Source organism: Flavobacterium sp. CF136 (genome assembly GCF_000282055.1).
Classification (GTDB): domain Bacteria; phylum Bacteroidota; class Bacteroidia; order Flavobacteriales; family Flavobacteriaceae; genus Flavobacterium.
In genome coordinates, this window is record NZ_AKJZ01000077.1 from 1 (window position 1) to 13,767 (window position 13,767).

A 13,767-nucleotide genomic window follows, 5' to 3' on the forward strand; every position below is an offset into this window, starting at 1 on the left:
TCACAAGAAACTCCATAATCAAAATCTCCAATCTTTGTCGAGCTACTCGCGAAGATTCCTCGTTCCTCGGAATGACAAGATTGTGTAGAAAAATCGTTGTTTTTTTGAAAACGAACGCTTTAGCCCAGATAAAAAGAAAAACCCTTTTCTGGCGTGTTCATCATAAAAGATTTGGAATGATAGTTGGAAATAGCTCCTTAAAAGAACTTTCAAATTATCTATTGCATTCTTAGCTGTCACATTGAGCGAAGTCGAAATGCACACAAGTTCTCGACTCCGCTCGAACTGACAAACATGAAACTCAAACAAAAAGACAAAAAAAGTCCCATATTCCTGTGGGACTTTCTATTTAAAGAGCATTGTTTTATTTCTTGATAAACTTCATACTCGAACTTCCTTTATCTGACTTTACTTTTATAAAGTAGGTACCTGTCCTAAGTTTTGAAACATCAATATTCGAAACCGATTTTGCATTTGGGACAGCAATAACCAATTGACCTAAAATATCATAAATTGCTAATGATTGTATTTCTATAGCTTGTACAGCATTAATGTTTAAAACATCGTTTACAGGGTTTGGATACAAAGTAAAATAATTAGAAAACTCAAAATCGGGAGTTCCTAAAGTCGTTTGAAATTTTGATGTAGCTTTATTGGTAAGTATCGGAAAATTATAATCAAAATAGATATTGGCTTCGTTAGTAAATGAATCTCCAACTTTTAATGCTGGAAGTGTCTTAATTTTAAAAGCAATATATCCATCATTATTTGCGTCATCAAAAGGAAGATTGATATTTTCGAATATAAACTCAACTTTATTTCCTTCTGAAATTTTAGTTACAAAAGAATGACTTGAACTTGTTGGGATTAAAGTGGAAATGTCAAATTTCGATAAATCAATCATATCTTTTACAACAATATTTTGTGCCGAATAAGTTCCTCTATTTTCAAAACGAATCATATAATGCACATACTCACCTATTAAACTCGGGGTAATAATGGAACCTTCTAAACAAGTTTTATCGTTTGGATCGAATGAATTTACAACCACTTGATTTAATTTAAATACATTGTCATTTGGAGTTTTGTCGGTTGCTAACGAGACTATTGTAGCTGTCGAATTCAAAACATCGCCATTATTTACCGCAGGAGTTTCTGTTGGTCCATTCAAGTTTAAGACAACTAAAATTTCTTTGGTTTCAAATGGTTTTAGATTAGCAAAATTCCAAGACAACTTATTAGTTTGACTTGAAATAGTAGTATTTGAGCTCACTAAATCCAAAATTGAATCATCAAAGGTTAGATTAACAGTTCCTGATTGGGTGGTATTTCCTTTGTTTTTATATACCAATTTGTAACTGATATCAAAACCCGGTCTTGCTCTGTCGATTGGCAAAATTGATATTTCTAAATCTGGATTAGTACCATTTGGCGTTATACAAAAATCTTGTATAAATGGACTGCTTTGTGTTGGAAAATCTATTGTGACACTTACTGGCGAAACGTTAAAATAGCTTGGATTTTCTATTTGTGGAGTTATAGTATGTATTCCTGCTTGAACAGGAATAGAATAAACACCTGACTCCTGAGATATTAAACTACCAGAATTAGTCCCATCTGTAATAGTAAATTTTAAGTTTGGATATACCAAATTATTAACACTGCAACCGTTGTTGTTTTCGTCTATTGTACTAGTTCCGTTGATAGTATAAAATGAGCCACCAGGTGTGAAAGAACAATAGTTATTTACAGTGCAAAACGAATCTAACCCATAATTATTAATTAATGTTTGAACGAATGCTGTATCTTTTTCATCGGAACAAATGTATACTAAGTTTGGATTGTTTTCAAAGTGTAAATCCACCCAATCTGTAAGCCAATTTTTGTTATTTTTTTTTATTAGAAGCGATGTCAATTGATTAGAAGGACAAAACAAATATCGCAAATTCGACAGCCCATTTACATTTAAACTGGTCAATTGATTAAAACCACAAAACAATTCTTGTAACTCATGTGACTTACTGACATCTAAACTTGGTATTTGATTATTGGTGCAATACAAATTTTGCAAATTAGTCAATCTACTTACATCTAAACTTGATATCTGATTATTATCACAATACAAATGTATCAAATTAGTCAATTCACTAACATTTAGACTTGATAATTGATTATCAAGACAATTCAAAAATTTTAAATTAGTTAACCCACTGACATTTAAATTTGGTATTTTATTCTTACTACAATACAAACCTTCCAGATTAATCAATTCACTGACATCTAAACTGGATAATTGATTAGATTCACACACCAAATATTTCAAATTAATCAATCCACTAACATTTAGACTTGATAATTGATTACCACTACATTTCAAATATTGCAAATTAATCAATCCCCTAACATTTAAACTTAGCAATTGATTTGAAAAACACATCAAAGTTTGCAAATTAATCAAGCTGCTTACATTTAAACTCGGCAATTGATTATAACTACAATTCAAAGTTTTCAAATTAGCAAACCCACTTACATCTAAAGTATTAAGGCGATTTGAAGAACAATCCAAAAATTGCAAATTTGTAAAATAATTAATTCCTTTAAGGCTCGCAATCTCTGAGCTATTCACATCTAAATATTTTATAACACTTGCCTCACTTACTTGAATTTCACCATCACCATTTTTATCTATAGGATTATAAACAGAAACTGTAGAATTATATGTTTGAGAATTATAGACAGGGGTTTGATTAGATGCAATCCGATTACTCGAACTTGCACTTAACAACTTCGCTTTAAATTTTGCATCAGGAATATTAACAATTTGCGCACTCAAAACATTAAAAAAACATAACCCAAAAAACAAAAAGTAGATTTTCTTCATATAAATATTTTTTTCAGCAAAAGTAGTTTATTAAGAGACTACTACAACTTTTTTTGTTAAAATGACCTAAATTTAAAACACAAAAAAAAGTCCCACATCACTGTGGGACTTTCTATTTATAAAAAACGTAAGAATTATTTTTTCTCAGTTTTTTCCATTTTAGCTTTCAATGCAGCTAATACATCATTGTTATCACCTAAAGTTGCAGCTGGTGCATTTGTATTAGTAGAGTTAGATGAAGTATTTTCAGTTGCAGCTTTCACGTTTTTCTCTTCTTCTTCACGGAAGATAGCAGTGTGAGAAGCAACTACTCTTTTGAATTCTTTGTTGAATTCGATTACTTTGAAATCAGCAGTATCACCTTTTTTCAATTTCTTTCCGTCTTCTTTTTCAAGGTGACGAGTAGGAATGAAAGCAACGATATCATCTCCGAATTCTACAGTAGCTCCTTTGTCAACAATTTCAGAGATTTCTCCGTTGTGGATAGTTCCAACTGCGAAAGAATCTTCGTATTGATCCCAAGGATTAGCAGTAGTTTGTTTGTGACCTAAAGATAATTTACGTCCTTCAACATCTAATTCTAATACAACTACATCCAATTTCTCACCAACATTTACAAATTCAGATGGGTGTTTGATTTTCTTAGTCCAAGATAAGTCAGAAATGTAAATTAATCCATCAATTCCTTCTTCTAATTCTACGAAAATACCAAAGTTTGTAAAGTTTCTAACGATACCTGTATGTTTAGAACCTACTGGGTATTTAGAAGTAATATCAGTCCATGGATCCTGAGTCAATTGTTTGATACCTAATGACATTTTACGGTCATCTCTATCTAAAGTTAAGATAACAGCTTCAACAACATCTCCAACTTTTACGAAATCCTGAGCAGAACGTAAATGAGTTGACCATGACATTTCAGAAACGTGGATTAAACCTTCAACACCTTCAGCAACTTCGATAAATGCACCGTAATCAGCGATTACAACTACTTTACCTTTTACTTTATCACCAATAGTTAAATTAGCATCTAAAGCATCCCATGGGTGAGCGTTTAATTGTTTCAATCCTAATTGAATTCTTGTTTTCTCATCATCGAAATCAAGGATTACAACGTTTAATTTTTGGTCTAATTCAAGAACTTCACTTGGGTGGTTGATTCTGCTCCAAGAAAGGTCAGTAATGTGAATTAATCCGTCAACACCACCTAAGTCAATGAACACACCATAAGAAGTAATGTTTTTAACAACACCTTCTAATACTTGTCCTTTTTGTAATTGACCGATGATCTCTTTTTTCTGTACTTCGATATCCGCTTCGATAAGCGCTTTATGAGATACAACAACGTTTTTGAATTCGTGGTTAATTTTTACCACTTTGAATTCCATCATTTTGTTTACATATACATCGTAGTCTCTAATTGGCTTAACGTCAATTTGAGAACCAGGTAAGAAAGCTTCAATTCCGAAAACGTCAACGATCATACCACCTTTAGTTCTGCATTTTACAAAACCATTAACGATTTCTCCTGTTTCATTTGCAGAAATAACTCTATCCCATGATTTAATAGTACGTGCTTTTCTGTGAGATAATACTAATTGACCTGTTTTGTCCTCACGGATGTCGATTAATACTTCTACTTTGTCACCAACTTTTAAGTTTGGGTTGTAACGGAATTCGTTTAAAGAAATAACACCTTCAGATTTAGCATTGATATCAACGATAACGTCTCTATCTGTAATTCTAACAACAACACCTTCAACTACTTCTTCCTGATCTGTAGCGATGAAAGTCTTAGATACTAGTTCTTCAAACTCTTGTAAGTTTTTCTCATCTACTGCATCGATTCCTTCTTGGAAGTTATGCCAGTTAAAATTTGCTAAAAACTCTTCTTGTGATTTTAATTGTTCAGACATGCTGATAAAAAATTTGTATTCTGTTTCCCTCGAGTTTCATAAAGCAGTAGAAAAAACAGAAGTTGTTTTACATAAATAGTTGATACCTAATGGAAACTCTTCTTTGCCAAAAGGTCTGCAAAATTAATACATTTATTTGTAATAGCAAAACAATTCTAAATGATTATCAGTCAATTGCTCAGAAGCAGATGATTTTTGACTTTTCAAGACCAAAAGTCCCGCTTTCACTCCTATCTTTTATGGCGAACGCCGCCATAAAAGGATATCCGCTCTATCAGGGCTAGATTAGAGGTTTTGTAGTTTTTAAGAACTAAAACCTCAGCAAAAAAACAAACCCGACAGGTTTTAAAAAGCCGTCGGGTTTGTTATAACTGTCAAGATTTATAATCTTTTCTTATTTAAAACTTCCATTTTTGTTTCAACAAAAGAGATTATTTTTTGAAAATTTTCTTCTCCAACTTCACTTTCTCCTAATATATAAGGCTGATAATCTTTGGTAATCAAGATTACATTATCTTCTTTTATCAAGCATGTAACAAATTCTTCCCAAAGTATAGTCTTCGCTTGATTTTCAACATTCATTATAAATGCAACCTCAGTAAACTCTAAACTAATTTTTTTACGCCTTTAGGGAATTCTATTTCTTCTTTTTTAGCATTTTCAATTTTTTTATAATCTAACTTTATTTTAAAATAATAATAGACAAATGGAAGAAGATTAGATAATCCGAAAAAAATTAAAACATAACCTCCTCCAAATATATTGGGCCGATCATAAATCATTGCTGATCCAATTACTATTAAAATTAGCCCGAGATATTGTGAGTTTTTATAATAAGCAATTTTCCTTTTCCATGCCAAATCAAACAATAAATCCATTTGTTTATTGTAAATATCTTTATCAAAAACCAGTTCAAATTTCATTATTCCTTACTTCTTTTAATCCAAAACAATCCTCCCAAAACAGAAACCGGAGCAAACACAAAAATCGCCAACAATTGCGTCCAGGAACTGCCGCTAGATTTAAAAAGTGAAAAAGTCGCAAAACCAGCCATGATAATAAAAAGCACATAATTGACTTTCAAATTTCTCGTCTTTGCAATCAATTGAGTTATAAGTCCACTTATGAAAGAAAAAATAGTTCCGTAAACAAACGTCAAAACCATAAATAATTGAGAAACCTCCGAATGTGGATTAACTCCTGAAAATCTGAAAAGAAGTATTGAACTAATTACAAAAATTGTATAACCAATAACAACACTCAAAATTTGTCTTATCATAACTTAGAATTTTAAATATTTCAAATTAGTTAACTATCAAAAAATATAAAATTACTAAACTAAATCACTCCGCGCTGAAAGTACTGTAAAAAATTGCGGGGGCTCAAACCCGAACCTTCGACCAATATAATATAGTTCATTTCTACGAAATTAAACATGAAACATTTTAATTCATTAAAAACAATCAACACATCAAAAAATCATTCCACAAAAAAACCTAATCCATTTTTTTAAATCGATTAGGTCTAAAATTATTTAATGCAAAAAAATCACTTCATATATTTCATAATAATTCCTTGCAATTCTACACTCCAGGATTGAATTGCCGACATAGACGATTCAGCTTGAAGCCCTGCTTTGCTTTTCATTTTTTTACCTATTGGAGTTTCATAAAAAACAATCATTTTCTGAATATCTTCGGATGTGTATTCCTTGATATAAAAATCTTCAATTTTAGCAAGATACCCAATTAACGACATGTCAAATTCTTTTAAAAATTCCGTTTGTTTCGCTTCCGGAATCATCTCTAAAACTTTTTTTTTGGCAACAGCAATTTGTGCATCTCCACCAGTTAACTCAATCAATTTTTTAACATCTGCCCGGCTTGCATCCTGAGCAATTGCAATTTGCGCTACAATCATAAAAGCAAATATTGCTATTGTTTTTTTCATCTGTAATGGTTTATTTTTAGAATTACCAAGGTATAATTAATTTTGAAAACACAATTATAATTTCAAAAAAAATGTAAGAAATTATTTTTAAAAAATATAACGTACAAATAGAAACATTTCATAAAAATGGACAAATCGTCAATGTTGTATCTTAGCTTCTAAAAAAGCACAAACCCGACAGGTTTAAAAACTTATCGGGTTATATAAACTTATAGCTTCGCTCTAAGATCTAAACCAACCGGCTACCAATTCATCTTCAAACGAATTGGCATTTTTATGAATAAACTCATTCGTATTTTTATCATACGAATAATCCAACTTCCAGTTTTCATGGTTTTTGGCCAAATCCTTTATACTTTCACAAACAAAAGCAATTTCTTCATTCGTTGTCGTAGGGTGAATCGACATTCTGATCCATCCCGGTTTTTTGATCAAATCCCCAATCGTAATTTCATCTACCAGTTTATTTGAAGTTTCCTGATCAACATGTAATAAAAAATGTCCGTAAGTTCCGGCACAACTGCAGCCTCCTCTGGTTTGAATCCCAAATTTGTCGTTCAGTAATTTCACTCCCAAATTAAAATGCAGATCTTCAATAAAAAACGAAATAACCCCCAAACGATTTTGGTGCTGTCCTGCCAGAATTTTAATATTTGAAACAGCATTCAATTCATTAAAAATAAAATCTACAATTTCATGTTCACGCTGCAGGATATTTTCAATTCCCATCTCTTCTTTCAGCTCAATTGCAAGGGCTGTTTTAATCACTTGCAGAAAACCGGGTGTTCCGCCATCTTCGCGATCTTCAATATTATCAATGTATTTGTGTTCTCCCCAGGGATTGGTCCAGCTAACCGTTCCTCCCCCAGGGCAATCAGGAATCATATTGTTGTATAGTTTTTTATTAAAAATCAAAACCCCCGAAGTTCCGGGACCTCCTAAAAATTTATGAGGTGAAAAGAAAATCGCATCCAGATACGCTTCAGGATCTTCAGGATGCATATCAATTTCGACATACGGTCCTGAACAGGCAAAATCTACAAAACAAACACCCTGATGCTGATGCATTAATTTGGCAGCTTCATGAAAAGGTGTTTTCAAACCTGTTACATTCGAACACGATGTTATTGAAGCAATTTTTATCGTTCTGTTTTTATATTTTTCGAGCAATTCCGCTAAATTATCCAAAGAAAAAAGTCCTTTTTCACATGACGGAATAATTTCAACGTCTGCAATCGTTTCTAACCACGAAGTCTGATTGGAATGATGTTCCATGTGCGAAATAAAAACAATCGGTTTTTTCTCATCTGGAATATTGGTAAAAGCTTTTAGGTTTTCAGGAACTTTCAATCCTAAAATACGCTGAAACTTATTTACAACACCTGTCATCCCTGTACCATCTGTAATCAAAACATCATCGGGACTGGCATTGGCATGACGTTTTATAATATTTCTGGCATGATGATACGCTTTTGTCATGGCAGTACCTGACACGGTAGTTTCGGTATGGGTATTCGCAACAAAAGGACCAAATTCATTTAAAAGTTTCTCTTCAATCGGGCGATATAACCTCCCGCTGGCAGTCCAGTCTGTATAAATAATTTGTTTTTTTCCATAAGGAGAAGTAAACTCTTGATTAATTCCAACAATATTTTTTCGAAAATCTTTAAAATAAGTTTCTAAAGTCATGGTATTATTTTTGCTATTCATGAGTGTACCTTTTGTTTGAAGGCAAATGTATTATTTTTTTATAAAATTGCGAATTTATCAATTACAAACTTTAAATTTTAAGTTACTTTTTAATATATTTAATCAAACGTGCTTTTTACAAGCAATTTATCAAAATACCCTACATAACTAATAGGACAAATCGATAATTAAAAACATAACATAAATGAAAAACGTATCAGTAGCAACCTTTGGTGGTGGCTGTTTTTGGTGTATAGAAGCTGTAATTCAGCGTTTAAAAGGAATTAAAACCATAAAATCAGGTTATTCTGATGGTCAGATAAAAAACCCTGCTTACAGAGAAGTCTGTACAGGAAGAACCGGTCATGCAGAAGTCATACAGGTTACTTTTGATCCTGACATAATTTCATATCATGATTTAATTACTATTTTTATGACAAGTCATGACCCAACTACCTTAAACAGACAAGGTGCAGACAGCGGAACACAATATCGTTCTATTATTTTATACCATGATGAAACTCAAAAAACAATTGCAGAACAGGTTTTCCAGGAAATAAAACCGGTCTTTTCAGACCCGATTGTAACACAATTAAAGCCATTTCAGGTTTTTTATGAAGCTGAAGAAGTGCATCAAAATTATTATAACGACAATCAGGAAGCCGGTTATTGCCGAATGGTAATTGATCCTAAAGTGCAAAAGTTAAAAAAAATGTACGCTGATAAATTAATTGATTAGTTATTTTAATCAATATCCAAAATTAATATTACCGATGAAACATCTAAAAATACATAATCGATTTACAACTGAATTACCTGCTGACACAAATGAAACCAATGAAGTCCGTCAGGTTTCAAAAGCATTATTTTCATATGTAAATCCAACAAAGCCTTCTGATCCTAAATTAATTCATGCTGCAGAATCTGTTGCTGAACTGGTTGGGATTTCTAAAGATGAAATTCAATCCGAAGAATTTTTGAATGTTTTTTCAGGAAAAGAAATCCTCCCGGGTACACGCCCATATGCAATGTGTTACGCGGGACATCAATTCGGGAACTGGGCCGGACAATTGGGAGATGGCAGAGCAATCAATTTAACTGAAGTCGAGCATGATGATAATCAGTTTTTTACTTTGCAATTAAAAGGTGCAGGAAAAACACCCTATTCCAGGACTGCAGATGGCTTAGCGGTTTTGCGATCATCAATAAGAGAACATTTATGTGCCGAAGCTATGTATTACCTTGGCATTCCCACTACCCGCTCGCTTTCCCTCATGCTTTCCGGTGATCAGGTATTGAGAGATGTTTTATATGATGGAAATCCTGCTTACGAAAAAGGCGCCATTGTTTGTCGTGTCGCTCCCTCTTTTATCCGTTTTGGAAGTTTTGAAATGCTTACGGCCCGAAACGAATTAAAGAATCTGAAACAGTTTGTAGAATACAACATCAAACATTATTTCCCGGAAATTAAAGGTGAACCAAAGAAGCAGTATTTACAGTTTTTCAAAACAGTTGCTGACAAAACCCGTGAAATGATTTTACACTGGCAGCGAGTTGGTTTTGTTCACGGCGTAATGAACACTGATAATATGTCGATTCACGGAATTACTATTGATTACGGACCTTATGGATGGCTTGAAAATTATGATCCGAACTGGACACCTAATACAACTGACAGTCAAAACAGAAGATACCGTTTTGGAAACCAGCCTCAGATTGCGCAATGGAATTTGTATCAATTGGCAAATTCCCTTTATCCATTAATCAATGAGGCTGAGCCTTTGGAAAAAATATTAGAATCGTTTATTATTGATTTTAATTCAGATTATAAAAAAATGATTTTAAGCAAATTAGGATCAACCACTTCAACTGAAAGTGACGATGAATTAATTGCGTATTTAGAATCCAATTTACAGCTATCAGAAACTGATATGACTATTTTTTATCGCAATCTGAATAAAATTAAAAAAACCGATTCAGCAGAAAAAGCCTTAAAATGCATAGAAGATGCTTTCTATAAACCAGAAGAAATCAAAGACACTATTCTTGATAATTGGCTATTATGGTTTGCCGATTATTTAGAACGTCTCATTCAGGAAAACACTTCAGATGAGGAAAGAATCAAACTTATGAATTCAGTTAATCCAAAATATGTGTTGCGAAATTACATGGCGCAATTAGCAATTGATGCTGCCGATAAAGAGGATTATTCATTAATTAATGAGTTGTATGAACTACTCAAAAAACCTTACGATGAGCAGCCTGAACATGAAAAATGGTTTGCAAAACGACCGGACTGGGCACGTTCAAAAGTAGGCTGCTCTATGCTTTCCTGTAGTTCTTAAAGCACTTTTTCTAAGTATTCTAATGTCACATCGAGCGGAGTCGAGATGCTTTAACAGCAAAATGTTCTCGACTCCGCTCGAACTGACAATCGTAATTATCATTTCTATTTCGAAGTAATACAATCCACAATCATATTGGCATGGATTCTTGAATTTTCAATAAACCATTTATGAGTTTGCATTCCGCCGCATACTACTCCCGCTAAAAACAATCCTTTTACATTCGTTTCCATCGTTTCAGGATTGTATGTTGGTGTTTTTAACTCATCTTCAGAAAGCTGAATACCCATTTTTTCAAGAAACGGCAAGTCAGGTTTGTAGCCGGTCAAGGCCAAAACAAAATCGTTTTTAATAATTATTTTACCGTTCGGGGTTTCCATTTCAACCTCATCTTCTCTAATTTCAGTAATATTAGATTCAAAATAAGCTTTTATGCTTCCTTCAGCAATTCTGTTTTCAACATCAGGTTTTACCCAGTATTTTACGCGATTATTGATTTCACTTTTACGAATTACCATAGTTACATTTGCGCCTTTTCTCCAACATTCCAAAGCTGCATCGACAGATGAATTATTAGCTCCAACAATTAAGATGTTCCTAAAGGCATATTCATGTGCTTCCTTGTAATAATGTCGAACTTTAAGCAACTCTTCTCCTTTTACATTCATTTCTATCGGAATATCATAAAAACCCGTGGCTATAATCACGTTTTTGGCTTCGTAAAGAGCTTTATCTGTTGTAATTTTAAAAGAGTCATCCTTTATCTTTTGAATTTCAACAGCTTTTTCAAATAAATTTATATTGAAATTAAAGTAACGATGAATATTTCGATAATATTCCAAAGCCCCCTGACGTCCCGGTTTTGGCGCTAAACAATTAAAAGGGATATTGCCTATTTCAAGTCTTTCCGCTGTAGAAAAAAACGTCATATAAAGCGGATAATTGAAAATACTGTTTACAATTGCACCTTTTTCTATAATTAAATAATTCAGATTTTTCTTTTGAGCTTCAATTGCACAGGCCAGACCAATTGGTCCGCCACCGACAATTACCAAATCATATGATTCTGCCATAAAATATTATTTTTCCCAATCCTTAAAAGGATTTTTACTTAAATAAGCATTGTAATACCGCTCATCATTTGTTACTTCCTCACCCAGCCAATCCGGTTTTTCAAAAGATTCTTCTTCTGATTTTAACTCAATTTCAGCCATGACCAAACCTTCGTTTTCGCCATAAAACTCATCCACTTCAAAAACATGATTTCCTGATTTTATTTCGAAACGTGTTTTCTCAATCTTTCCTTTTTCGCATAATTTAAGTAATTCCTGTGCTTCATCAAGCGGAATTTCATTCTCCCATTCAAAACGCGACATTCCGCCATGATGCCCAATTCCCTTAATGGTAAGAAACCCTCTTTCGCCTTTAATCCGAACACGAACTGTTCGTTCCGGCAGTGAACTTAAGTAGCCCTGAGCAATTTTATTTTGGGTAAAAGCCTGTGTCTTGAATTGGTCTGATTTTACAAGAAACTTTCTTTCAATCTCAATCATTTCTTCTGATAATTAAATTTTATGCAAGTTACTCAATTTAATTCAGAGATAAATTCAAAATTCCAATTTGGAGATTATAGAAACGAAAACACTAAGGCATAATTCATGAGAAAAATATTTAACACATTAGGGACATAGATTTTATGTAAAGTAAGAAGACAAAAAAGAAATATATTTCTTTCGCATAGAGCTATGTGTATATAAATTAGTGAAACGCCTATTTTTAAGCTTAAAAACCTATGTTTCTATGTGTTAAAAACAATCACATCCAATACCTCAAAACAATTTTCTTATGAATTTATAAGGAAAGAAGAATCCCAATTTTCAGAATTATTGTACCACAATTGTCCGTTTAAAACTTCCAGCGGACAATCAAAGTTATTTGTGTAAAGCGCTCCGGTTCCCAAACCTTGTGGCATGTCTGAATTTTGTAAAAATGTCCATTGCGCAATTGCATTCAATCCAATATTACTTTCTAATGCAGATGTAATCCACCAGCCAATATTATATTTTTCCGCTAATGAAATCCATTCCTGTGTACCTCGAAAACCACCTACAAAACTAGGCTTCAAAATGATGTACTGTGGCATGATTTTTTGCAAAAGCGCTTCTTTTTTCTCTAGAGAAAACACCCCAATCAGCTCTTCGTCCAAAGCAATAGGAAAAGGGGTTGTTTTGCATAGTTCTGCCATCCTGTCAGTATTGTTTTTCTGAATAGGCTGCTCTATACTATGAAGTTTAAAACCAGATAATTGAATAATTTTATCTAAAGCTTCACCTAAAGAAAAAGCACCATTAGCATCAACACGGATTTCAATCTGCTTTTCTGAGAAATAACTCCGAATAAAGTGCAATAATTGCAATTCTTTCTCAAAATCAATAGCCCCAATTTTGAGTTTTATGCAGGTAAATCCCTGTGCTAATTTTTCTTCAATCTGTTCTTTCATGAAAGCTTCTTCTCCCATCCAGACCAAACCGTTTATTGCAATTGATTTAGAGTTATTCGTAAAATCTGAAGGAAATAATAAATATGGATTTTCGCTTTTTAGAGATAAAAAAGCCATTTCAATTCCGAATTGAATTGAAGGAAATTCTAATAATTTTTCCCAAAGAACTGTTTCTCCTAAATGAATATTTTGGCAAACCCATTTTAGTTTCTCTTCATAATCATCTCTGTCGTCTGCACTCAGTCCTCTTAAAATACCGCACTCTCCTATTCCTTTTTTACCGTTTTCTTCGAGTACAATAAACCATGTTTCTTTCTCTGTCATAATGCCGCGAGACGTTCCGGAAGGACGCTTAAATTCGAGCATGTATTTATGGTAAGTTGCTTTCAAGATGATTATTTTTTTTAAACCATATAAGTGATATAAGAAAATTTAAGTTTGGCTTTGGGAAAGGGCTTCGACTCCGCTCAGCCTGACACCTATTTT

At 32.9% G+C, this 13,767-nt stretch carries 12 protein-coding genes; 2 read left to right on the forward strand and 10 right to left on the reverse strand.

Annotated elements, in window-relative coordinates:
• Positions 1-364: 364 nt before the first annotated feature.
• The 7 genes from PMI10_RS18795 to PMI10_RS18830 form a co-directional block, all read right to left on the reverse strand.
• Positions 365-2,881: a DUF7619 domain-containing protein gene (locus PMI10_RS18795; RefSeq protein ID WP_007810817.1), complete on the reverse strand. Its 2,517-nt coding sequence runs from the start codon at positions 2,879-2,881 to the stop codon at positions 365-367.
• A gap of 134 nt (positions 2,882-3,015) precedes the next feature.
• Positions 3,016-4,797, reverse strand: a complete 1,782-nt coding sequence (rpsA, locus tag PMI10_RS18800) for a 30S ribosomal protein S1 (RefSeq protein WP_007810818.1) — start codon at positions 4,795-4,797, stop codon at positions 3,016-3,018.
• A gap of 381 nt (positions 4,798-5,178) precedes the next feature.
• Positions 5,179-5,379, reverse strand: coding sequence for a hypothetical protein (locus PMI10_RS18810; protein WP_007810820.1), 201 nt, complete (start codon positions 5,377-5,379; stop codon positions 5,179-5,181).
• A gap of 23 nt (positions 5,380-5,402) precedes the next feature.
• Complete coding sequence (locus PMI10_RS18815) at positions 5,403-5,720, reverse strand: hypothetical protein (protein ID WP_007810821.1); 318 nt, start codon at positions 5,718-5,720, stop codon at positions 5,403-5,405.
• Entirely contained in the window at positions 5,720-6,076 is a 357-nt protein-coding gene (locus tag PMI10_RS18820) for a hypothetical protein (protein WP_007810822.1), read from the reverse strand. The genes PMI10_RS18815 and PMI10_RS18820 overlap by 1 nt, the downstream gene beginning before the upstream one ends.
• A 269-nt stretch (positions 6,077-6,345) precedes the next feature.
• A complete protein-coding gene (locus PMI10_RS18825; RefSeq protein WP_007810823.1) occupies positions 6,346-6,747 on the reverse strand; it encodes a DUF2059 domain-containing protein in 402 nt (133 codons plus the stop codon).
• A 222-nt stretch (positions 6,748-6,969) separates the two neighbouring features.
• The gene (locus PMI10_RS18830; RefSeq protein ID WP_007810824.1) at positions 6,970-8,457 is read right to left on the reverse strand and encodes an aminotransferase class V-fold PLP-dependent enzyme; all 1,488 of its coding nucleotides are present in this window, start codon (positions 8,455-8,457) and stop codon (positions 6,970-6,972) included.
• 184 nt (positions 8,458-8,641) lie between these two features.
• Here PMI10_RS18830 and msrA point away from each other — a divergent pair, with 184 nt between their 5' ends.
• Positions 8,642-9,175, forward strand: coding sequence for a peptide-methionine (S)-S-oxide reductase MsrA (gene msrA / locus PMI10_RS18835; protein ID WP_007810826.1), 534 nt, complete (start codon positions 8,642-8,644; stop codon positions 9,173-9,175).
• A gap of 34 nt (positions 9,176-9,209) precedes the next feature.
• Positions 9,210-10,781, forward strand: coding sequence for a protein adenylyltransferase SelO (locus PMI10_RS18840; RefSeq protein WP_007810827.1), 1,572 nt, complete (start codon positions 9,210-9,212; stop codon positions 10,779-10,781).
• A 104-nt stretch (positions 10,782-10,885) separates the two neighbouring features.
• Here the strand turns inward: PMI10_RS18840 and PMI10_RS18845 are convergent, their stop codons facing one another.
• The 3 genes from PMI10_RS18845 to PMI10_RS18855 all read right to left on the reverse strand — a co-directional run bounded on the left by PMI10_RS18845 (position 10,886) and on the right by PMI10_RS18855 (position 13,671).
• Positions 10,886-11,854: a YpdA family putative bacillithiol disulfide reductase gene (locus PMI10_RS18845; RefSeq protein ID WP_007810828.1), complete on the reverse strand. Its 969-nt coding sequence runs from the start codon at positions 11,852-11,854 to the stop codon at positions 10,886-10,888.
• Between the two features lie 6 nt (positions 11,855-11,860).
• The gene (locus PMI10_RS18850; RefSeq protein ID WP_007810829.1) at positions 11,861-12,334 is read right to left on the reverse strand and encodes a CYTH domain-containing protein; all 474 of its coding nucleotides are present in this window, start codon (positions 12,332-12,334) and stop codon (positions 11,861-11,863) included.
• Positions 12,335-12,624: 290 nt separating this feature from the next.
• Complete coding sequence (locus PMI10_RS18855) at positions 12,625-13,671, reverse strand: o-succinylbenzoate synthase (RefSeq protein WP_035632237.1); 1,047 nt, start codon at positions 13,669-13,671, stop codon at positions 12,625-12,627.
• Between the last annotated feature and the right edge of the window lie 96 nt (positions 13,672-13,767).

Coding starts and splice junctions, on each gene's coding strand:
- PMI10_RS18795 (WP_007810817.1), bottom strand. CDS start 2,881: ATGAAGAAAATCTACTTTTTGTTTTTTGGGTTATGTTTTTTTAATGTT.
- rpsA (WP_007810818.1), bottom strand. CDS start 4,797: ATGTCTGAACAATTAAAATCACAAGAAGAGTTTTTAGCAAATTTTAAC.
- PMI10_RS18810 (WP_007810820.1), bottom strand. CDS start 5,379: ATGAATGTTGAAAATCAAGCGAAGACTATACTTTGGGAAGAATTTGTT.
- PMI10_RS18815 (WP_007810821.1), bottom strand. CDS start 5,720: ATGAAATTTGAACTGGTTTTTGATAAAGATATTTACAATAAACAAATG.
- PMI10_RS18820 (WP_007810822.1), bottom strand. CDS start 6,076: ATGATAAGACAAATTTTGAGTGTTGTTATTGGTTATACAATTTTTGTA.
- PMI10_RS18825 (WP_007810823.1), bottom strand. CDS start 6,747: ATGAAAAAAACAATAGCAATATTTGCTTTTATGATTGTAGCGCAAATT.
- PMI10_RS18830 (WP_007810824.1), bottom strand. CDS start 8,457: ATGAATAGCAAAAATAATACCATGACTTTAGAAACTTATTTTAAAGAT.
- msrA (WP_007810826.1), top strand. CDS start 8,642: ATGAAAAACGTATCAGTAGCAACCTTTGGTGGTGGCTGTTTTTGGTGT.
- PMI10_RS18840 (WP_007810827.1), top strand. CDS start 9,210: ATGAAACATCTAAAAATACATAATCGATTTACAACTGAATTACCTGCT.
- PMI10_RS18845 (WP_007810828.1), bottom strand. CDS start 11,854: ATGGCAGAATCATATGATTTGGTAATTGTCGGTGGCGGACCAATTGGT.
- PMI10_RS18850 (WP_007810829.1), bottom strand. CDS start 12,334: ATGATTGAGATTGAAAGAAAGTTTCTTGTAAAATCAGACCAATTCAAG.